Origin of the sequence: Streptosporangium sp. G11, assembly GCF_051192615.1 — a bacterium.
Taxonomy (GTDB): Bacteria; Actinomycetota; Actinomycetes; order Streptosporangiales; family Streptosporangiaceae; genus Streptosporangium.
The window spans coordinates 1-20,805 of sequence record NZ_JBPJUQ010000022.1 but is presented as its reverse complement, the minus strand read 5'-3'; the positions used below and the strand labels follow the sequence as shown (position 1 = coordinate 20,805).

Genomic DNA, 20,805 nt, shown 5'->3' with positions numbered 1-20,805 from the left:
CGCCGGTCCGGCGAACGTACGACCGGGGCCGGGAGCGGAGGCGGGCGCGGGCCGGACGGCCACGCCTACCTCAGGCTGAGACGGGCCGTGTTGTTGGCCGGGCGACGGTCCCCCAGCCGGAGGGAGTAGACGGTCGCCTCGGCCCGCGGCGCGTGCGCGCGGGCCACGAAGGCGAGCATGAAGCTCACCCGCCTGCCCGCGCCGACCGTACGAAGCCTGCACCCGACGTAGGCGGAATGGGAGTCGCACCGCGCGCCCCTCGCCGACATGAGGCGTGCCCCGCCGGTGTCGAAGAGGACCCCGGCGTCGTGGACGCGCCGCGGCCCGCGGTTGCGCACCACGGCGGCCACGGTGACCAGGCGGCCCGCACGCGTCGCGCGCGACAGCCTGACCGCCAGGTCCGTACCCTCGCCCACCTCGGTCAGCGTCTCGGAGGAGTTGTCCGTCTCGTCGTCGTCCACGATTTCGGAGGAGAGCGTCGCCTTCGCCCTCAGCGGGCCCCGCGCGCCGGACCTCACCACCCCGGTGATCGTCACCCCGCCGGTCTGCCCGGCCAGGACGTCCTTCACCGAGGGACAGACCACCTCTCCGGCCGCGGCGCCGGGGAAGCAGTCGGCGACGTTGACGCCGATCACCTGGACCTCCTCGGGCAGCCGTACGGTGAGCAGCGGAAGCACCGCGTCGCCGGGACCGTCGTTGCGCACATCGGCCCGGTAGAGCAGCGGCTGCCCCGGCTGCGCGCGCTTCGGGAAGGCCGTCAGCCGCACCGACAGGTCGGCGCCGCCCCAGGTGTCGTCATCGGGCGAGGCGAGCGCCCCCCGGGGTGCCGCCGCGAGCGCGAGACAGATCACCCCGGCGACGATCCGCGCCGCGACGTGCTCCCTGAACACCGATCCCCCGACCACAAGTGATCATTGAACGCCGGATCGCGCCGCTCCGCGGTGATCGACACGCCGCCTTTTCCCAGCGCCGCCCGCGCGGCGAAAGGGCCGGGAAACGCGAAAGGGCCCCGGCGCGCCGGGGCCCCGTTCGCGTGACGGCTCAGATCAGACCGAGCTCGCGCACCGCGGAACGCTCCTCCTCCAGCTCGCGCACCGTGGCGTCGATGCGCTCGCGCGAGAAGGCGTCGATCTCCAGGCCCTGGATGATCTCCCACTTGCCGTCGCGCGAGGTGACGGGGAAGGACGAGATGAGACCCTCCGGCACGCCGTACGAGCCGTCGGAGGGAATCGCGGCCGAGGTCCAGGCGGTGCCGTTGACCCAGTCGAAGACGTGGTCGATCGCCGCGTTGGCGGCGGAGGCGGCCGAGGACGCGCCCCGGGCCTCGATGATCGCGGCGCCGCGCTTGGCGACCGTGGGGATGAAGGTGTCGCGCAGCCAGGCCTCGTCGACCAGCTCGGCGGCGATCTTGCCACCGACCTCGGTGTGGAAGAGGTCGGGGTACTGGGTGGCGGAGTGGTTGCCCCAGATGGTCATCTTCTTGATCTCGGTGACCGGGACCTGGAGCTTGGCGGCGAGCTGGGACAGCGCGCGGTTGTGGTCGAGACGGGTCATCGCGGTGAAGCGCTCGGCCGGGACGTCCGGGGCGTGCTGCTGGGCGATGAGCGCGTTGGTGTTGGCCGGGTTGCCGACCACCAGCACGCGGATGTCGCCGGCCGCGTTGTCGTTGATCGCCTTGCCCTGCGGGCCGAAGATGCCGCCGTTGGCCTGGAGGAGGTCGCCGCGCTCCATGCCCTTGCTGCGGGGACGGGCGCCGACCAGCAGCGCGACGTTGGCGCCGTTGAACGCCACGTTCGGGTCGTCGGTGACCTCGATGCCGCTCAGCAGCGGGAACGCGCAGTCGTCGAGCTCCATCGCGGTGCCCTCGGCGGCCTTCACGGCCTGCGGGATCTCCAGGAGGCTCAGCTTGACCGGGACGTCGGCGCCCAGCAACTGGCCCGAGGCGATGCGGAAAAGCAGCGCGTAGCCGATCTGACCGGCGGCGCCGGTGACGGTGACCTTTACGGGAGTCTGGGCCATGACCTTCCCCCACTCGAAGGATGAATTGTGACGCTCGGATGCTACCCGTCCACGGTGGACGGCCGTCCGGCGAGTGCCCCGATCCGCCCTCCGGGCAGCAGGACCAGCGCGGCGAGCGCGATGAGCGCCCCGCCGACGGCGAGCCACGGTACGACCGCCGCGGTGGCGGCCGCGTGGGCGGCCTCAAGCCCGCGGGCGGGCGCCTCCTCCCTGACCACGGTCGCGTAGAAGGTCCCGGCGAGCGCCAGGGCGACCGAGCCGCCGATCTGCCGGAAGAAGGTCAGGTTCGCGCTGGCGGTGCCGATGAACCGGGGCGGGACCGAGAACTGGACGGCCACGGTCAGCCCGGACAGCATCGGTCCCATGCCCAGGCCGAGCAGCGCCATCCACCCCGCCAGGGCCAGGGCCGGGGTGTCGGCCGCGAGCCCGGTGCACAGCAGTGCCCCGGCCGCGATGAGGAACGACCCCGCGACGAGCCACGGCTTGTAGCGCTGGGTCCTGGAGATGAGGGCGCCGGTGACCATGCTTCCGGCCACCATCCCGAGCATGAGCGGGTAGATGCGCAGGCCCGACTCGGTGGCGGTCAGCCCCAGGGCCTCCTGGAAGTAGCGCGGCAGGAACACCACCCCGGCGTACAGGCAGAACGCGGTGAAGAACGACGCCACGTTGACCAGCGTGTAGGTGCGGTCGCGGAACAGCTCCAGCGGGATGATCGGCTGCTCGGCCCTCCGCTCGACCATGACGAACGCCACCAGGAGCACGGCGGAGGCCAGGATGGGCCAGAGCACCGGCCCGCTGGTCCAGGTGTGGTCGTCCAGGCCCTTCTCGGTCAGGCCGACGAGCAGCACGCCGATCGCCGCGCTGAACACGGCCATGCCCAGGTAGTCGGGCCGGGCGCCGCGTCCCTGCCCGGCCACGTGCGGCAGCCGCGCGACGATGATCGCGATGAGGACCAGGCCGATGGGGAGGTTGATCAGGAAGGCCCAGCGCCAGCTGGCCTGGTCGGTGAAGACGCCGCCGAGGAACGGCCCGGCGATGTAGCTCAGCGCCATCACCCCGCCGAGCGCGCCCTGGACCCGGCCGCTCTCGTTCGGCGGGAACCGGTCGGCCACCAGGGCCAGGGAGAGCGGCAGCAACGCTCCGGCGCCCAGCCCCTGGAGCGCGCGGAAGGCGATCAGCTGGTTCATGTCCTGGGCGACGCCGCACAGGAGCGAGCCGAGCAGGAACACCACGATGCCGGTCAGCAGCAGCGGCTTGCGGCCGTAGGTGTCGGACAGCCTGCCGTAAAGGGGAACGGTGATGGTGGAGGTCAGCAGGTAGGCCGTCACGACCCAGACATAGAGGTCCGAGCCGCCGAGCTCCCGGGTGATCCGGGGCAACGCGGTCCCCACGATCGTCTGGTCGAGCATGGCGAGGAACATCCCGCCGAGCACGGCGAGCAGGAGCAGGCCGTTACCGGGGCGGGTCTTCGAAGGGAGAGTTGATACGTCAGAGGACACATGTGGATATTGACCTGTCGGCTTTGACATGTCAATCCATAAGTATGATGAGGGCATGTCACTCCGGATCGCGCTCCTCGGCCTGCTGACCGTCACGGGTCCCGCCAGCGGTTACGACCTGACGAAACTCTTCGAGCGGTCGATCAACTACGCCTGGCAGGCCGGGCACAGCCAGATCTATCCGGAGCTCAACAAGATGGCCGCGGACGGCTGGGTGGCGGTCGAGCAGGAGGGCCCCCGGGGCAGGAAGACGTACGCGATCACCGACGAGGGCGCGCGGGAGCTCCGGCGGTGGCTGCTGGAGAAGGAGCCGTCCCGGTCGTACCGTGACGAGGGATTGCTCCGCGCCTTCCTCCTGCCCACCCTGGAGCCGCACGAGGCCGCGGCACTGCTCCGCACGGAGGCGGACGCCTACACCGCCAAGCTGGCGCATCTGGAGGCACTCTGGGAGAGCCGCGACCGCAAGGAGTCCGGCTTCGGAGACCACGCCCTCGACCTGGGCATCCGGAAGACGCGGACGGTGCGCGACTGGGCCGCGGACACGGCGGCGACGATCGAGGAGTCCGTGGGCGAGACGCGGCCCTAGGCCCCGGCGCGGGCCCCCGACGCGGGTCCGCGCGGATCTACGCGCGGACCTGGGAGCGGGCCGGGTGCGGCTAGGTGCAGGCGGCCATGGTGGGGAGGCCGTTCTCCCGTCCAGGGAACTCGACCCTGGAGAAGTGCTTGTCGAGCAGCGTACGGATCGTGCCGCTCCGGTAGAGGTCGGCGACCGCCCCCCTGACAGCCTCGCAGGTGCGCACGTCACCCCTCTTGAGGGCCACCGCGTAGCGCTCGTCGGTGAGCTTCAGGCCGAGCAGCTTGTAGCGGATGCTCTCCCGGTTGGCGAAACCGGCCAGCAGCAGGTCGTCGCCGGGGATCGCGTCGACCTCGCCGGCCTGCAGCTTGTTGACGCACTCGGTGTAGGTCTGGGCTGCCACCAGCGTGAGCTGCTCGACCGCGCCCTGCAGGACGGCCACGGCCGCGCTGGAGGCCGGCTGGCACATCCGGCTGCCCTCCAGGCCCTTCACGGTCACGATCGGTGAGCCGTCCTTGACGAGGGCGTCGACGTGGGCGAGGTAGTACGGCCCGGCGAAAGTGACGTCGTCGGTTTCGTTGATCGAGTACGTCGCCAGGACCATGTCGACGTCCCCGTCCGCCAGCAGTTTCTGCCGCTCGGGGCGGGCGGTGGCCCGGAAGGTGACACCGCTCGCCGGCACCCCCAGCGCCTTGGCGATCTCAAGGGCCAGGTCGACCTCGAAGCCGCTCCATTTGCCCTGGCTGTTCAGCGCGATGCCGGGCAGGGAGTCGCGCAGGCCGACGACGAGCTTGCCCGTCCCGGCGGCCTTGTCCGCCACGGAGGTGAACGCCGTGGGGCCGGGCTTCTCCGGGCCGCCCCCGGGGCCGGCCCACGGCCACCATCGGAGGGCGGCCGCGCCCGAGGCCACCAGCAGCACGGCCACGGCGGCGGCGATCCAGAGCCCCCTGCGCGGGCGCCGCGGCGTCTCCGGAGGGCCGACGCGGGTCGCGGACGACTGCCAGCTGGGCGGCGGCACCTCTCCCGCGTGCTCCGCGTACCCTGTACCGCCGCCGTACCCGGGGGACGAGGGGTGGTCGCGATACCCCGGAGAGCGGTGGTCCGGCGGGCGCTGCTCCGGAGCGTGGTGATCCGGGGAGCGATGACCCGAGGAGTGGGACTCGGGAAAGCGGTGGGCGGGGAAGGAGGGGTGCTCCACGGGGGCGGGCGCGGAGAAGGGCCCGCCGAGGACGGACCCGGTCTGGCCCCCCGGACCCGGGTGAACCCCCTGACCACCCTGGCCGACCTGGCCGCTCTGTCCGATCTGGTTGTTCCGGCCGCTCCGATCTCCGTGGTCGCCGTGGCCGGTGTGGGGGTTCTGGTCCTGGACGGGATGCCGGGCCCGGAACCCCGTGGACGGGAGAGGCAGGTCGCCCGAGACGCCGCCCGTCCTGGGGGTCGGGGTGCGCATGGGGCTGGTGGCGTCGCTGTCACGCTCCTGGTCGCCGTCGTGGGCGTACCCCCGCTCGGGGCCCCGCTGGGGAGGTCGGGAAGACGGGAGCTCGTCGCGGGACGACTTGGGGACGGCGACCTTGGCGCCCTGGGTGAGGATCGCGGGAGAGGCGTTCACCGTCTCGGGGTGGCCGAGCAGCCGGAGCAGGAGCTGGTCGGCCGAGGGCCGCGTGGCGGGTGACTTGGCCAGCGCCGAGCCGACCACGCCGCGCAGCGGCTCCGGCAGCGTGCCGAGGTCGACCTCGTGGTTGAGGATGCGGTTGAGCACCACGGCGATCGAGCTCCCGGCGAAGACCGTCTCGCCGGTCGCGGCGAACGCGATGGTCGCCCCCCAGGCGAAGACGTCGGTGTGCGGTCCGACGTCGGAGCCGGAGATCTGCTCGGGCGCCATGTAGGCGGGGGTGCCGATGGCCCGGCTGGTGATCGTGCCGGTGGAGTCGAGGATGCGGGCGATGCCGAAGTCGACGACCCTCGGGCCGTCCGCGGCGATGAGCACGTTGTCCGGCTTGAAGTCGCGGTGCACGATCGAGGCGTGGTGGATCGCGGTGAGCGCGGTGGCCGTGCCGATCGCCAGCCGTTGCAGCGGGGAGCCCCCGAGCGGGCCGCCGGTCTCCACGACCTCGCGCAGCGACCTGCCCTCGATGTACTCGCTCGCGATGTAGGGGGTGTCGCCTTCGAGATCGGCGTCCATCACGCTCGCCGTGCAGAACGAGGCGACCCGCTGGGCCGCCCTCGCCTCCCTGGCGAACCGGGACCTGGCGATGGCGTCGCCGGAGAACTTCACGTGCAGCAACTTGATCGCCGCCCGCTCTCCAGCGGCGTTGATCCCGAGGTAGACGATGCCCTGCCCGCCCTCGCCGATCCGTCCGACGACACGGAAAGGCCCGAGCTGGCGCGGCTCTCCCGCTTCCAGTGGCGCGATCTCCGGCATCATCGTCCCCACGGTCTCATAATCTTCGACGTGGCAAACTTTACGGCGCCATGACCCGCCCTCTCCCCCTGTTATCCCGACGTGACCTCACATTTCTCACGACAACGACCCGCCTTCCGCCCATGTCACGATGAAAAACGGCAGGCACTCACCCACCCAATCTCCGACATTCACCCCAATCTGGCGCTCCAGCCGCTTAGATCGCTACCGTTGTACGTCCCTCAGGCAAGCCGGAGCAAAAACTTCCATGCGCCGATATATCGGTTATCGCGAGTTCGTGCAGCGCGATCAGCGTTCCCTCGTCGGCACCGCCCTTCTCCTCACCGGCAGCCACGAGCAGGCCATCCGCCTCACCCTGCGTTCCTTCCACACCGTCGCCCTCTCCTGGCCGCCGCCGCTGTGGGAGAACCCCACCACGCACGCCCAGATCGCGCTCTACCGCCGCTTCCTCCAGCGGCCGAGCGCCGCCGGAGCGACGGCCCTGGTACGGATCCCGCCCCGGCAGCGGCTCCTCGTGGTCGCCTGCCTGCACGACGGCAGGTCCCGCGCGGAGATGGCCTCCCTTCTCGGGCTACCGGAGAAGACCGTGGAGACGGAGATCAACGAGGCGGTCGAGACCCTCACCAAGGGCAGCGAGAGCCGTCTGATCACCCGGATGGCCACGGCCGCGGGCGAGGCCTCCGTCCCCGACCTCACCGTCCGGTCCATGCGTACCCTCAGGCGCCGTCGCGCCCGGGGAGCCCTCCTCGCCGCGACGGCGGCGCTCGTCCCTGTCGGCCTGATCGTCGCCTTCACCCTGTTCCAGCAGGGTGAGGTGTGGAACTCGGCGCTGGGCGAGCACAACCGGCCCCGCGCGGCACAGGCGCAGGAGCCCGTACGGGCGGTCTCCAGCCCGGAACCGAGCGGCCTGGAAACGGGTGGCCGGGAACCGCGCGCCACCCCGGCGCCGTGGCAGGCCCCGCGGACCTCCTCGGTGATCCGCTACGCGGTTCCCGGGCGGTGTCCCGGCGGGGGCGTTTCCGCGAACGGCGCGTCTCCGGCACGGGCCGGGGACGTCACCTGCGCGGGCTGGACGCTGACACTGGCCTCCGGCGGCCCCGAGAGCCCCGCTCCCGGCCTCGCCGCCTGCGAGGGCCAGGAACCCTGCGAGTCGACGCTGAGCGTCCACGACGCCGCCCAGCGCCTCGCACACGGTGACGAGGGGGAGCACCCACGGCTCACCCCCGCCATCAGCCGCAACGGCCGCCGCCTCGCCTACCTCAGCGCGGCGGAGCGCCGCTACGTGGCCCATGACCTCGGCAGTGGCGTGAAGCGCTACCTGTCACCGGTCCTCGTCCCCGCCGACACCGAGAACGGCACGCTGGTGAGCGTCTCCCCCGACGGCCGCCACTTCACCGTCACCCTCGGCGAGCGGCGACTGCGCACCGACTTCACGACCGGCGCCCTGACATCTGTGCCCGCAGGACAGATGCCTCCGGCCGAGAAGATCGCCACCTGGCTCCGGGAGCGGTACGGGACCTGGTCCGACTCCCCCAGCGGGAGATACTCCGCCGCGATCGTCGCCGGTGAGGGCGAGGAGCCTCCCGGGCTCCACGTCATCGACGCCGCGTCGCGCCGGGTCTTCAAGCGGCTGGCGCTCCCCGAGGTGAGGCGGCCCGCCAAGGCCGAGGTCGTGAGCTGGCTGAACAACCGCGAGGTGGTCGTGAAGATGAGCGCCAGGGCCGGGGGCGACCTCCTCGGCTTCTTCCGGGTGGACGCCGTCACCGGGCGGGCGCACCGCGTGCCCGGCCTCCCGGCCGACGCCCCGCTCGTCCTGGGGGCCGCGACGGCGCCGTGACAGGCCGCCCGGCGCGTACGGGAGGGCGGCGGGCGGGCGCCTCGCGCCGGAAGCCGGAAGACGTGGAACCGTGCGGAGCGAGACCCGTCCTGAAAAGGTACGGACCGCGCGAGCAGGCGGGAACCTGGCTGCGCGGCGGGCGGGAGCCGCGCGGGAAGCGGGGAACGGGAAAGGGGCCGCCGTGGGGGCGGCCCCTTTCCTGTTCCTGCGGGCGGCGGCGGTGCCGGTCGGATGACGGGCGTGCGCCGTCGGCACCTGCCGGGTGACGGCCGTGCGCCGTCGGCACCGGTCAGGCGCCGGTCAGCCCACCTTCTTCTTCAGGTTCTCGTCCAGGGCCGCCAGGAAGTTCTGGGTGGTCAGCCACTTGGCGTCGCCGCCGACCAGCAGGGCGAGGTCCTTGGTCATCTGACCGTCCTCGACGGTCTCGACGCAGACCTGCTCCAGCTTCTCGGCGAAGTCGATCAGCGCGGGGTTGTTGTCGAGCTTGCCGCGGTGCTGCAGGCCCCGGGTCCACGCGAAGATCGAGGCGATCGGGTTCGTGGAGGTGGGGTTGCCCTTCTGGTGCTCGCGGTAGTGGCGGGTCACCGTGCCGTGGGCGGCCTCGGCCTCGACGGTCCGGCCGTCGGGGGTGAGCAGGACCGAGGTCATCAGGCCGAGCGAGCCGAAGCCCTGCGCGACGGTGTCGGACTGGACGTCGCCGTCGTAGTTCTTGGCGGCCCAGACGTATCCGCCCTCCCACTTGAGCGCCGCGGCGACCATGTCGTCGATGAGGCGGTGCTCGTAGGTGATCCCGGCGGCGTCGAAGTCGGCCTTGAACTCGGTCTCGAAGACCTCGGCGAAGATGTCCTTGAAGCGGCCGTCGTAGGCCTTCAGGATCGTGTTCTTCGTGGAGAGGTAGACCGGGTAGCCGCGCGACAGGCCGTACCGCATGGAGGCGCGGGCGAAGTCGCGGATCGAGTCGTCCAGGTTGTACATCGCCATCGCGATGCCGGGGCCGGGGAAGTCGTAGACGTCGAGCTCGATCGGGTCCGAGCCGTCCTTGGGGGTGTAGGTGAGGGTCAGGCTGCCCTCGCCGGGGATCTTCAGGTCGGTGGCGCGGTACTGGTCGCCGAACGCGTGACGGCCGATGATGATCGGCTTGGTCCAGCCGGGGACGAGCCTCGGCACGTTGGACATGATGATCGGCTCGCGGAAGATGACGCCGCCGAGGATGTTACGGATGGTCCCGTTCGGGGACTTCCACATCTTCTTGAGGCCGAACTCCTCCACCCGAGCCTCGTCGGGGGTGATGGTGGCGCACTTGACGCCGACGCCGTACTGCTTGATCGCGTTCGCGGCGTCGATCGTCACCTGGTCGTCGGTGGCGTCGCGGTGCTCGATCCCGAGGTCGTAGTACTTCAGGTCGACGTCGAGGTAGGGAAGGATCAGCTGGTCCTTGATGAACTGCCAGATGATCCGGGTCATCTCGTCGCCGTCAAGCTCGACGACGGGCCCCTCTACCTTGATCTTGGGCATGCGTGTGGTTCCCCTTCTGAACTAAATTGGCCAGACAGTCCTTTTTGAGGCTCACTGGCCGTTGAGGCTATCGGACGTGGTCGATCACCTCGCGGCGCACCCGGTCATCCGACCTGTCACATCGGCACGAGATCCTTGAATTCGAGGATGATCCCGGCCATCATCAGCACGACGCCGAGGCCGCCCAGCGTGACGACGTCGGTGGCCTTGCGGCGGACGGCGAGCCGCCCGCCCCCGGCCAGCCGGGCGAGCGCCCCCAGCGTCATGACGGCACCCATGGCGATCCCGCCCCAGTAGGGCAGGCCCAGCAGCACGGCGAGGATCAGCGCGACGAGCGCGCCGCCCACCACCAGGGGATAGGCCCCCCAGCGTTCCCTGTTCGCCTCGGCCACTCGCGCGTTCACCGGCCCACCCGCTCTCGCCCCTGACTGCGTCTCATCGCTCGGAGATCGGCTTCCACTTCTGGTCGCGCTCGCCGATGTACTCGCTGTCCGGGCGGATCAGCCGGTTGTCGGCGTGCTGCTCGATGACGTGCGCGGTCCATCCTGACATGCGGCTGACCGAGAAAACGGGAGTGAACAGATCCGTCGGGATGCCGAGATAGTGATAGACGGTCGCCGCGTAGAAGTCGACGTTCGGGTAGAGGCCCTTCGTCTCGAAGACGACCTCCTCCATCTCCTTGGACATCCGGTAGTAGGTGTCGTCGCCGGACGCCTCGCCGAGCTCCTGCGACATCTTGCGCAGGTGCGTGGCGCGCGGGTCCTCGGTCTTGTAGACCCGGTGCCCGAAGCCCATGATCTTCTCTCCGGCGGAGAGCCTGTCCCGTACGGCCTGGGCGACGGAACCGGCGTCGAGCGACTCGAGGGTGCGCATGACCTGCTCGTTGGCGCCGCCGTGCAGGGGGCCCTTGAGGGTGCCGATGGCGGCCACGACGGCCGAGTGCATGTCGGACAGGGTCGCGGCGCAGACGCGGGCGGCGAACGTGGAGGCGTTCATCGTGTGGTCGGCGTGCAGGACCAGGCAGGCGTCGAAGATCTCGACCTCGCGCTCACCGGGGGTACGGCCGGTGATCTGGAGAAGGAAGTTCGCCGCCACGCTGAGCTCGGGGTCCGGATCGGGAACGGTGGTCCCGGTCCTGGCCGCGTGGTAGCGGGCGACGAGGATCGGCTGCTGCGCGGTCAGCCTCGCGGCCTTGCGCAGGTTCGCCTCGGGGGCGTTGGTGTCCTTGTCCGGATCGTCGCCTCCGGCCAGCGAGACCAGCGTGCGCAGCGCCTCCATGGGGGCCTGCTTCTCCGCGATCTCCGCGATGTTGGCCTCGGCGAGCGTGCCGAGCGTGCGCCCTCGAACCAGTTCCTCACCGTACGTCGACAGTTGCTCCCGCGTGGGGAGGGTGCCGTACTGGAGCAGGTGGGCGGTCTCTTCGAAGGTGGTGCGGCCGGCCAGATCGTGGATGTCGTAACCACGATAGAAGAGGCGACCGGCCTGACCGTCGATGTCACTGAGCGCTGTGGACGCGGCTACGACATCGGCGAGACCTTTGGTGGGCTTGTCCGCCATGAGTGTTTCCTCCGCTTATCTGTGCCCGAAGTCTACCTGTGAGCAGCGGAAACCCTCCCGAGAGGTACAGACCAATTTCACGCAGGATTCTCCTTCTGGCAAAGGCGATTCCCCATCACCTCGTTTGGGTAAGCCGGAGCTGTAGGAATAGTTACGGCGGGCTACCTGGGGAGGAACTGCCGTGGAGGGGCCGTTCATACGCATCGAGGACACAGGCGAGGTGGTCCCGTTGCGCCCCGAGATCACGACGATCGGACGTGGCCGGGGAGTGGACATCCGGCTCACCGATCCGAGTGTTTCCCGGCTGCACGCGGAATTCGTCCGGCGCGGACCCTACCTGTACGTCGTTGACCTGGGCCTGTCCCGCAACGGCACGCGGGTCAACGGCCGGCCGATCGCCCGGAGGGTGCTTGACGACGGTGACGTGGTGTCCTTCGGCGCGGCACGAGGCAGGATCGGCGGAGTGCCACGCGAGGACTTCGCCCCGGAGGTCGAGCTCCGCCGCGCCGCGGCACCGGAGCTGACCAGGCGGGAGGTTGATGTCCTGACGTCGCTGTGCCGCCCGGCGCTGTCGGACGAGGCGTTCGTCGCACCGGCCACGGCCAGGGAGATCGCCGACGACCTGGTGGTGACGGAGGCGGCTGTCAAGCAGCACCTCCTGCGCCTGTACCAGAAGTTCCGGATTCCCGAGGGGACCAACCGGCGCACCAGGCTGGCGAACGAGGTCGTCGCCCTGGGGCTGGTCAGGCCCACCCCCGTGGTGCCGCCGCAGCGCGCGGCCGGCGCCCCGGAACCTCAGACGGCGTCGTCCACCACCGCGAACCGCAGGGCCTCGTAAAGAGGCTTGGCGGACCCGGCGAAACCGGCGAAAAAGGCCTGCTGGTGAGCGAGTGAGCCGAGCGGGCCGGGCAGGCCCGGACGACCGGTCCTGCCCGAGACGTTCGGCGCCGCCCGAGGAGACCGCCCGCCGACGCCGGGCCGGCCGCCGCGGGGTCAGCCCCGCTCGCGGACGCGCCTCTCGGCGGCCTCGACCACGTTGGTGAGCAGCATGGCCCGGGTCATCGGGCCCACGCCGCCGGGGTTGGGGGTGAGGAAGCCCGCGACGTCCTCGACGCCGGGGGCGACGTCACCGGCGATCTTCCCGTCGACCCGGGAGACGCCGACGTCGAGCACCGCGGCGCCCGGCTTCACCATGTCCGCCGTGATCAGGTGCGGCACCCCCGCCGCGGCGACGACGATGTCGGCGCGCCGGGTGTGGTCCGCGAGGTCCTGGGTGCCGGTGTGGCAGAGGGTGACAGTGGCGTTCTCGGAACGACGGGTCAGCAGCAGGCCGAGTGAGCGGCCCACGGTGATGCCGCGGCCGACCACGACGACCTCGGCCCCCTTGATCGGCACCCCGTACGCCTGCAGGAGCACGACGATGCCGTACGGCGTGCAGGGCAGCGGCGCGTCGACCATGTGGACCAGGCGGCCCAGGTTGACCGGGTGGAGGCCGTCGGCGTCCTTCGCCGGGTCCATCCGCTCGATCAGCGCCTGCGTGTCGAGGTGGCGGGGCAGCGGGAGCTGGACGATGTAGCCGGTGCACTCGGCGGAGGCGTCGAGCTCGTCGACGGCCGCCTCGACCTCGGCCTGGGTGGCGTCCTCCGGCAGGTCCCTGCGGATGGAGGAGATGCCCACCTCCGCGCAGTCGCGGTGCTTGCCCGCCACGTAGATCTGGCTGCCGGGATCACCTCCCACCAGGATGGTGCCGAGCCCGGGGACGACGCCCCGCTCCCTCAGCGCGGTCACCCGCGCCGTGAGGTCTGCCTTGATCTTCGCCGCCGTGGCCTTGCCGTCGAGAATCCGCGCGCTCATGCGGACAACCCTCTCACGGGATCATCGAGATCAGCCGCGCTCCGCCTCCCTCGCCTCCCGCCGCTCGATGATCCTGCGGGTGAAGGGAATCCATTCCATGGCCCGCCCGCTGAGGTAGGCCGCGCCGAGCGCGAGAATGATCATCATCCAGGGGCTGACCCAGAAACCGTGCATGATCACAAAGGCGTACAGGGCGTGGTCGAGCAAAGGCATAAGGGATCTCCGCGGCCGGGACGAAAGGGATGCTTCAGACTAACCGCAGGTCAAACCTTTTTCATCCAGGTAGTCCTGTCTAATCCGCCACTTTCCTATCTCCTGTACGCGACCGCCACAGCCGTGCGGCGGTCGCGCGCCGGAAACGGGTCAGTGGAAGAAATGACGGGTGCCGGTGAAGTAGAGGGTCACCCCGGCCGCCTCGGCCGCCGCGACGACCTCCTCGTCCCTGATCGAACCGCCCGGCTCCACGATCGCCTTCACACCCGCGTCGATGAGGATCTGCGGGCCGTCGGCGAAGGGGAAGAAGGCGTCGGAGGCCGCGGCGGCCCCCTCCGCACGCTCGCCCGCCCGGGAGACCGCGAGCCGTGCCGAGTCGACCCGGTTGACCTGACCCATGCCGACGCCCACGCTCGCGCCGCCCGAGGCCAGCAGGATCGCGTTGGACTTCACCGAGCGGCACGCCTTCCAGGCGAAGGCGAGGTCGGCGAGGACCTCGGCGGAGGCGGCGGGCCCGGCCTTCAGCTCCCAGGTGGACGGGTCGTCGCCCGGGGCGTCGCCCCGGTCGGCGGTCTGCACCAGCAGGCCGCCGTCGATCCGGCGGAACTCCGCGGGGTTGGACGGCCCCGCGAGGCAGGACAGCAGCCGGATGTTCTTCTTGGCGGTGAGCACCTCCAGCGCCTCCTCCGTGAAGGAGGGCGCCACCACGACCTCGGTGAACACCTCGGCGATCTGCCGGGCCAGCTCCCCGGTCACCTCCGCGTTGACCGCGATCACCCCGCCGTACGCCGAGACGGGGTCGCAGGCGTGGGCCTTGCGGTGCGCCTCGGCGACGTCGGCGCCGACCGCGATGCCGCACGGGTTCTGGTGCTTGATGATCGCCACGGCGGGGCCGTCGAAGTCCCAGGCGGCCCGCCAGGCGGCGTCGGCGTCGAGGTAGTTGTTGTAGGACATCTCCTTGCCGTGCAGCTGCTCGGCGTTGGCCAGGCCGTCCTTCTGCCCCGAGTACAGGGCGGCGCCCTGGTGCGGGTTCTCGCCGTAGCGCAGCGGCGACCGCAGCTCCCAGGCCGCGCCCATGTAGCGCGGCCACGCGCCGTCCTCGGCGGCGTAGACGCTCGCGAACCAGGAGGCCACCGCGGTGTCGTACGACGCGGTGTGGGCGTACGCGGCGGCGGCCAGGCGGCGGCGCTCGGTGAGGGTGAAGCCGCCCTCGGCGACCGCGGCGAGCACGTCGCCGTAGGAGGCGGGGTCGACCACGACCGCCGCGGTGCCGTGGTTCTTGGCCCCGGCCCGGATCATGGCGGGGCCGCCGATGTCGATCTGCTCCACGCACTCGGAGTCGGAGGCACCGGAGGCCACGGTCTCCTGGAACGGGTAGAGGTTGACCACCACCAGCTCGAACGGCTCGATCTCCAGCTCTTCGAGCTGCTTGACGTGGGACGGGTTGCCGCCGTCGGCCAGCAGCCCGGCGTGCACGCGCGGGTGCAGCGTCTTGACCCGGCCGTCGAGGCACTCGGGGAAGCCGGTCAGCGACTCGACAGGAGTGACGGGGACGCCGAAGGATGCGATCTTCGCGGCGGTGCCCCCGGTGGAGACGATCTCCACGCCCGCGGTGTCGAGCCCGCGGGCCAGCTCCTCCAGCCCGCTCTTGTCATACACCGCGATCAACGCGCGCCGGATGGCGATGCGGGTCACTTCGTGCTCCTCCTGGTTGGTTCCGGTTTTCTCCGGGGCGCCCGGCTCATCCGCCGGGTCGTCCGAAGCGAACAGTCCTGCCGGTGACGGTCCAGCCCTCGCGGGCCATCCGGCCGACGGTGTCGACGAGCAGGTGACGCTCGACGGTCTTGATGCGCTCGTGCAGGGACGACTCGTCGTCGTCGTCCAGCACGGGCACGGCCTCCTGGGCGATGATCGGCCCGGTGTCGACACCCGCGTCGGCGAGCATCACGGTGCAGCCGGTGACGCGCACGCCGTACGAGAGCGCGTCGCGGACACCGTGCGCGCCGGGGAAGGAGGGGAGCAGGGCGGGGTGGGTGTTGAGGACCGGGAAGGCCTCCAGCGTCGGCGCGCCGAGGATCTTCATGAATCCCGCGCAGACCACGAGATCCGGCCGGTACACGGCGATGCGGGCGGCGAGCCCGCGGTCCCAGTCCTCGCGGGTGGGGTGGTCGGCCAGCCTCTCCACGAAGGTCGGCACCGCCGCGCGCCGCGCGCGGGCCAGCCCCTCGACACCCTCGCGATCGGCACCCACGGCCACGATCCGGGCGCCGTAGGTCTCGTCTGCCACAGCGTCCAGCAGGGCCTGTAGGTTGGTTCCAGAACCGGACACGAGAACCACAAGCCGAACGGCCTGGGATGACACCGACGCACTCCATTCGGACGGGGACTCACGCCGTTGCAAGGGTATCGGCCTGTCCGCACGAACAACGCAAGGAGGTCAGGTGACACTACCGGTCCAGGCGCAGCCCACCGAGAGCGCCGGTCGGAGGGCGCTGTGGCTCGCGGTCGCCGCGGTGGTGATGACGTTGGTGCTCCCCCTGGCGGGAATCGTCATGGCGATCTTCGCCCTCGTCACCTCGATCCGCGCGATCGGGACGTTGCGTTCCATCCCCAAACCGGCCGGCACCGCCGTGGTGGGCACCGTGCTGTCGATCGGGGCTCTGCTGATCTCGATCGCGGTGACGGCACTGCAGTTCTACTTCGGTGACGAGCTGGCCGCCTACACCGAGTGCGGCAGGGGCGCGGGCACCGTGGCGTCGCAGAACGAGTGCGTGGAGCAGCTCGAACGGGCCATGGAGAAGAAGATGACCTTCCTCCAGCCGGGCCAGGTGCAGTTCCCCTTCCCGCCCTGACCGGCCTCCGGGCGACCGGATGACACCGCCCACACTCCCGGGAGAGTGCGGGCAGGGCCCGCTTCCTGACGAGCATGACGAGCTTGGCGAGGGCCGTGGGACCTAGGGCCGGTACGACAGGGGTGGGATGCGGATCTTCGCGGCGATCCTGTCCAGTTCGCCGGCCAGGACCGGATCGACCTTGACATGGACGGCGACCTCCGGGGTCTCGAAGAAGATTCCCCGGCGACCGTCCGGATCGGTGGTCCGTATGCCCATGGGCGGCCTTCTCGTGCGCGCGGATTCCCGCTTCTCTCCGCGCAGGAACTCGTTCACCCACTGGTTGTCGTGGAGGGGCACGCCGCGGATCACGGTGACCTCGACGTCGCGTGAGCCGGCCGACCAGCGTCCGGCCTTCGCGCTCCAGCCCTCGCCGAGCCGCGTCGTCTCCCCGGCGACCCGTCGCAGGCCGGGAGGCAGGTAGGCGACGGTGACGTGGTCGACCGCGTTACCCGAGGTGGCCGGCTTACCGGAGGTGGACGGCTGCTCGGCGGGGACGAGGCCCTTCACGATCCTGTCCAGTGTGGTCGCGAGGCCCTGGTTCACCACCACGACGTATCCGAGACCGGGCTTTTCCAGCCACAGGCGCATCCGCGTGGACGAGGCGCCCCCGACGCCCCCGCCGGCCCGGTACCCGGGTTTGCCGCGGACCTTTTCCGGGGTGGCGGTGTGCAGGTTCTGACGGGTTCTGGCCCAGCCGAGCAGCGTCTCCGCGTCCGCCGCGCTCACCCCACGCACCGCCAGGAGCCGGACCGAGGCACCGCCGTCCCCGCCCCACCCGAGCTCGGCCCACCCGGTCTGGTCGATCACGGAGAAGGGGGCCTTCAGATGCAGGCCGGGAGGAACGTAGGTGACGCGAAGGCCCTGGAAGACCCCGCCGGTCGGATCCCTGGGAATGAGACCGTCGGCGACCCTCCGCAGATCGTCCCGGTACCGGGTACCCACGGTGACGCGCAGGACCAAACCGGGCCACTCCTCCCAGACCAGGTCGTCCCCCTCGGGCCGGGTGAACGCCTCACGCCCGCGCACCTTCACCATGAGAACGCCCGGCAGCGTCTCGGGCGTGCCCCTGAGCCCGCCGAGCACGCGCTCGGCTCCCCCGGCGTGAAAGGCCGGGTCGCGGTAGACCGTGACGCGGACGAGGTCGTCCCCCGAACCCCAGGTCGCGCCGGTGCCGCGGAGGCCTCCGGCGTCGGCTCTCTCCAGTACGGGGGCGCCAAGACCCGGGGGCAGGTAACCGACCTTGACGCCGTCCACGCCCACCGCCCGGGTGGGGGAGGCCACTCCGCTCCTGTCCGCCACGGCCAGGTAGCCGGGTACGGCCGCCGCCAGCACGGCCGCGGCGAACAGGGCCACCGCCGTCGTACGAGCCCGCCTCCCCCGCTTCGCGCCCTGTACGACCCGGTGGGCGAGGCCGGGAGGGACGCCGAGCGCGGAGGTCTCCTCGACCATGGCCAGCCGGAGTTCGTTCTCAATGTTCGGCATGGGGAAACGCCTCCTCGTTCAGGTCGGCGCCGATCAGGGCGCGCAGACGGGCCAGTCCCTTGGACGCCTGGCTCTTGACCGCCCCGATCGAGCATCGGAGGGTCTCGGCGGTCTGGGCTTCGGTCAGGTCCTCGAAGAAGCGCAGGACCAGTACGGCGCGCTGGTGTGGCGGCAGGCACCGGAGACCGGCGATCAGGACCTGGCGAAGCTCGACACCGCTCAGGGAGTCGGGTGCCGGGGTCTCCGGGGGCGAGTCGGTCAGAAAGATCCGCAGGATCGCGCGACGCCGGGCGCGGCTGATGGCGGTGTTGACGATGATGCGGCGCACGTAGGGTTCGGGGTCACTGCCCGCGTGCAGGCGGCCCCAGCTGCGGTAGGCCTTCTCCAGCGCCCCCTGCAGGACGTCCTCGGCCTCGTCACGGGACCCGCAGGTGAGGTGGGCGATCCTGAACAGGTTCGCTCCCCGTGCCGCGACGAACTCGGTGAACCCCTCGTGACCGCTCACGCGGCCGTCTTAGGTCTCATAACCGTCCATACGCCCGGCCCCACGCAAAGGGTTTCCAGCCATGACCGGATTTCCGGCCGTCAGGTTCTCGGTCACGACTCCGGGCGGTCATGGGTCCAGGTCGCCGCGACCCCGGGCGGTCATGGGTCCAGACGGTCACAACCCCAGGCGGTCATGGGTCCGGGCGGTCGCGGCCCCGGGAGAGGCCGGCGTGGGTGACGGGTTCTCGGGCGGAGGCCCGGACTGGAAGAGGTTCTCGGCGGGGAGACGACGTGAACTCCCGGTGCTCAGTCGCGGTCCCAGGCGTAGGGGTCGACGTAGATGACGTGGCCGCCCTTGTCGTCGCTCTCGTCGACGATGTCGCGCCGGGGCGGGCGCGGCGGGTCGGGGCGGCGGGCCTTCTGCGAGCTCTCCGCCGCGGCCGAGGCGTGCTCGTCCTCCCAGTCGTCCCTGATGACCGGGATCGGCTGGGTGTCGCACTCCGTGGCGTCCAGCCAGTAGCCGGGGAGCTTCTGGAGCTCCTCCGGCTCGGCGAAGCCGACCTTGCCGGCCGCCGAGGCCGCGGCCTTGGCGATCTTGACGCCCGCCTTGCGGACCGGCGCGGTGGCCGTGCCGACCTTGGCCGCCGCCTTGGTGACGGCCGTGTTGTGCCCCCGGAAGATCAGCCACCAGTTGGCCAGCCCCGCGGCGATCCCCGCCGCGACGCCCACCTCCAGGGTCACCGAGAGCATCACCTCCCACCCCGCCGGGCCCAGCGCGGACAGCCGCGCCCCGCCGAGCGAACCGCCGGAGAGCGCCGCGAGCAGGCCCGCCACCACCCCGGTCGCCAGCCCGCAGACGAACCCCCACAGCGGCGCCCCCTCGTACGAGGAGGAGGGCGAGATCCGGACGACCAGGATGCCCGCCACGGCCCCGGCCACGAACGGCACCGCGATCACGATCATCACCCAGGCCGGGGTCGGGCCCGCCTCGGGCAGCGCGCCCAGGATCGGCAGGCTCGGCACCGTGCCCAGTTGCACGCCCGTCGGCGCGACCAGCGTGCCGGTGCCGACCGCGAAACCGGGGCCCGCGATGTAGGCCAGGCCCCAGACGACGGCGTTGAGCAGGTAGAGCCCCTGGACCAGCAGGAGCAGCAGCCCGCCGACGAACCCCGGCGCCAGGATCCCCGACAGCTCCTGGACCTGCCCGAAGTTGACCAGGATGGCCCCGAGCACCATGACGGCACCCGCCGCGAGCATGATCGCCAGTGCGGCGGACGTCCCGGCCACGACCGAGCGCAGCCGCTCGGGCAGCAGGCGCAGCATCGACCGCCAGGGCCCGATCGTCCTGGCGACGGCCACGGAGCCCGCGATGAAGGCCAGCACCAGATGGCTGACCAGCACGTCGCCGAGGAAGGGCTGGGTGATCTCGTTCCTGGTGACCAGCGCGATCAGCCCGGCCAGCAGCGCGTACGGCGCCGCCAGCGAGATGCCCGCCTGGGCGATCAGGACCAGCTGCGCCCTGCGGCGGGCGTTGGACACCTCCTTCGGGGTGTTCTTGGGCAGCCGGGCGGGCAGCCGAAGCCGCAGGTCCGCGTCGCGGGCCATCCACATCCCGGCGCGGTACAGCAGGAAGGCGGGCAGGACCGTCAGCCCGAGCGGGAGCAGGCCCACCGAGCCGCCGCCGGGTATCGCGAAGCCCGCGTGGTGCGCGGCCAGCCAGAGCTGCGACGCGGTGCGGAACACCGCGGGCAGGCCCGCGCCGAGCGCGCCGCGGGGAGCGGCGATCCAGCCGACCAGGGTGAGCGTGGTGAGCACCGCCAGCCCCACGCCGAGGGTCCACGCGGCGGCGAGCATCCCGGAGACGGGAAGCGGCCGGCGGACGTCATCGTCGTCACCCGTGAGGCCGGGCAGGGGGATGCGGCTGAGGACGTTGCGGGGAGCCGTCCGTAGCTGATCGAAAAGGGCCGTCACAGTAGTCGATGGTCTCAGGATCTTCGGTGCGGAAGGGACTCCCGCGCCCGCGTGTCGCGCACCGTCTGGCGGGAGCCCCCTGTGGTATCCGGGCGGCGCCGGTACGGGAACCGCGCCCGGCCCTCTTCGGGAGAGGGTCGTACGGCGGACCGGCGAAAGCCCCGGGCCGGCAGGGGCCGCGCGGGGACCGCATGACGAAGGGCGCCCGGCGGGATGCCGGACGCCCTCGATCGTCCTCGACGCGGTGGGAGCGGCGCGCGATCCGGTGACGAGCCCACCACCGGATCGCGCGGCGCCGTACCGCGTTCACTCACACGGGGCCGTGCTCCGGGGCCCCGCACTCCGCGCTCGCTCACCAGGGGCCGCGGCCCCTGGGGCGTGCGCTAGAGCGACTTGACGACCTCGCGCATCAGGCGGGCGGTCTCGCTCGGGGTCTTGCCGACGCGCACGCCGACCTTCTCCAGGGCGTCCTTCTTGGCCTG

At 71.3% G+C, this 20,805-nt stretch carries 18 protein-coding genes and 1 pseudogene; 4 read left to right on the top strand and 15 right to left on the bottom strand.

The genetic code is table 11. The features are described 5' to 3' along the window. Window positions 1-65: 65 nt before the first annotated feature. The 3 genes from ACSDR0_RS21440 to ACSDR0_RS21430 form a co-directional block, all read right to left on the bottom strand. A complete protein-coding gene (locus ACSDR0_RS21440; RefSeq protein WP_435290634.1) occupies window positions 66-905 on the bottom strand; it encodes a hypothetical protein in 840 nt (279 codons plus the stop codon). A 136-nt stretch (window positions 906-1,041) separates the two neighbouring features. Continuing rightward, window positions 1,042-2,019 carry a malate dehydrogenase gene (locus ACSDR0_RS21435; RefSeq protein ID WP_435290633.1) on the bottom strand — a complete coding sequence of 326 codons (978 nt, stop codon included), beginning with the start codon at window positions 2,017-2,019 and terminating at the stop codon, window positions 1,042-1,044. A gap of 41 nt (window positions 2,020-2,060) precedes the next feature. Further along, on the bottom strand, window positions 2,061-3,518 hold the full coding sequence (locus ACSDR0_RS21430; protein WP_435290632.1) for an MDR family MFS transporter: 1,458 nt from the start codon (window positions 3,516-3,518) through the stop codon (window positions 2,061-2,063). A gap of 55 nt (window positions 3,519-3,573) precedes the next feature. Between ACSDR0_RS21430 and ACSDR0_RS21425 the strand changes: the two genes are divergently transcribed. Beyond that, window positions 3,574-4,104, top strand: coding sequence for a PadR family transcriptional regulator (locus ACSDR0_RS21425; protein WP_435290631.1), 531 nt, complete (start codon window positions 3,574-3,576; stop codon window positions 4,102-4,104). Between the two features lie 70 nt (window positions 4,105-4,174). On the opposite strand, the gene ACSDR0_RS21420 is transcribed toward ACSDR0_RS21425, so the two are convergent. After that, complete coding sequence (locus tag ACSDR0_RS21420) at window positions 4,175-6,517, bottom strand: bifunctional serine/threonine-protein kinase/glutamate ABC transporter substrate-binding protein (RefSeq protein WP_435290724.1); 2,343 nt, start codon at window positions 6,515-6,517, stop codon at window positions 4,175-4,177. A 274-nt stretch (window positions 6,518-6,791) separates the two neighbouring features. Here ACSDR0_RS21420 and ACSDR0_RS21415 point away from each other — a divergent pair, with 274 nt between their 5' ends. Then, a complete protein-coding gene (locus ACSDR0_RS21415) occupies window positions 6,792-8,351 on the top strand; it encodes an RNA polymerase sigma factor (RefSeq protein WP_435290630.1) in 1,560 nt (519 codons plus the stop codon). 300 nt (window positions 8,352-8,651) lie between these two features. Here the strand turns inward: ACSDR0_RS21415 and ACSDR0_RS21410 are convergent, their stop codons facing one another. From ACSDR0_RS21410 to ACSDR0_RS21400, 3 genes are all read right to left on the bottom strand, one after another. Continuing rightward, window positions 8,652-9,866, bottom strand: coding sequence for an NADP-dependent isocitrate dehydrogenase (locus tag ACSDR0_RS21410; protein ID WP_435290629.1), 1,215 nt, complete (start codon window positions 9,864-9,866; stop codon window positions 8,652-8,654). A gap of 116 nt (window positions 9,867-9,982) precedes the next feature. After that, a complete protein-coding gene (locus ACSDR0_RS21405; RefSeq protein ID WP_435290628.1) occupies window positions 9,983-10,270 on the bottom strand; it encodes a hypothetical protein in 288 nt (95 codons plus the stop codon). Window positions 10,271-10,301: 31 nt separating this feature from the next. Beyond that, window positions 10,302-11,423 (bottom strand): citrate/2-methylcitrate synthase, encoded by a 1,122-nt coding sequence (locus tag ACSDR0_RS21400; protein ID WP_435290627.1) that lies wholly within the window; start codon window positions 11,421-11,423, stop codon window positions 10,302-10,304. Window positions 11,424-11,604: 181 nt separating this feature from the next. On the opposite strand from ACSDR0_RS21400, the gene ACSDR0_RS21395 reads away from it, so the two are divergent. Then, a complete protein-coding gene (locus ACSDR0_RS21395; protein WP_329090199.1) occupies window positions 11,605-12,261 on the top strand; it encodes an FHA domain-containing protein in 657 nt (218 codons plus the stop codon). Window positions 12,262-12,416: 155 nt separating this feature from the next. On the opposite strand, the gene ACSDR0_RS21390 is transcribed toward ACSDR0_RS21395, so the two are convergent. The 4 genes from ACSDR0_RS21390 to purN all read right to left on the bottom strand — a co-directional run bounded on the left by ACSDR0_RS21390 (window position 12,417) and on the right by purN (window position 15,852). After that, window positions 12,417-13,277: a bifunctional methylenetetrahydrofolate dehydrogenase/methenyltetrahydrofolate cyclohydrolase gene (locus ACSDR0_RS21390; protein ID WP_435290626.1), complete on the bottom strand. Its 861-nt coding sequence runs from the start codon at window positions 13,275-13,277 to the stop codon at window positions 12,417-12,419. Window positions 13,278-13,307: 30 nt separating this feature from the next. Then, a complete protein-coding gene (locus ACSDR0_RS21385) occupies window positions 13,308-13,490 on the bottom strand; it encodes a hypothetical protein (protein WP_435290625.1) in 183 nt (60 codons plus the stop codon). A gap of 150 nt (window positions 13,491-13,640) precedes the next feature. Beyond that, window positions 13,641-15,185: a bifunctional phosphoribosylaminoimidazolecarboxamide formyltransferase/IMP cyclohydrolase gene (purH, locus tag ACSDR0_RS21380; protein WP_435290624.1), complete on the bottom strand. Its 1,545-nt coding sequence runs from the start codon at window positions 15,183-15,185 to the stop codon at window positions 13,641-13,643. 46 nt (window positions 15,186-15,231) lie between these two features. After that, on the bottom strand, window positions 15,232-15,852 hold the full coding sequence (gene purN, locus ACSDR0_RS21375; protein ID WP_435290623.1) for a phosphoribosylglycinamide formyltransferase: 621 nt from the start codon (window positions 15,850-15,852) through the stop codon (window positions 15,232-15,234). Between the two features lie 79 nt (window positions 15,853-15,931). On the opposite strand from purN, the gene ACSDR0_RS21370 reads away from it, so the two are divergent. Continuing rightward, window positions 15,932-16,342, top strand: a complete 411-nt coding sequence (locus ACSDR0_RS21370; RefSeq protein WP_435290622.1) for a hypothetical protein — start codon at window positions 15,932-15,934, stop codon at window positions 16,340-16,342. 102 nt (window positions 16,343-16,444) lie between these two features. Here ACSDR0_RS21370 and ACSDR0_RS21365 read toward each other — a convergent pair whose 3' ends face one another. From ACSDR0_RS21365 to ACSDR0_RS21350, 4 genes and pseudogenes are all read right to left on the bottom strand, one after another. Further along, window positions 16,445-17,866, bottom strand: coding sequence for a hypothetical protein (locus ACSDR0_RS21365; protein WP_435290621.1), 1,422 nt, complete (start codon window positions 17,864-17,866; stop codon window positions 16,445-16,447). Next, the gene (locus ACSDR0_RS21360) at window positions 17,853-18,371 is read right to left on the bottom strand and encodes a SigE family RNA polymerase sigma factor (RefSeq protein ID WP_435290620.1); all 519 of its coding nucleotides are present in this window, start codon (window positions 18,369-18,371) and stop codon (window positions 17,853-17,855) included. Before ACSDR0_RS21360 ends, ACSDR0_RS21365 begins: the two co-directional genes overlap by 14 nt. Window positions 18,372-18,658: 287 nt before the next feature. Then, on the bottom strand, window positions 18,659-20,323 hold the full coding sequence (locus ACSDR0_RS21355; RefSeq protein WP_435290619.1) for a cell division protein PerM: 1,665 nt from the start codon (window positions 20,321-20,323) through the stop codon (window positions 18,659-18,661). Between the two features lie 383 nt (window positions 20,324-20,706). Next, window positions 20,707-20,805: pseudogene (locus ACSDR0_RS21350) on the bottom strand (succinate--CoA ligase subunit alpha); the annotation flags it as partial.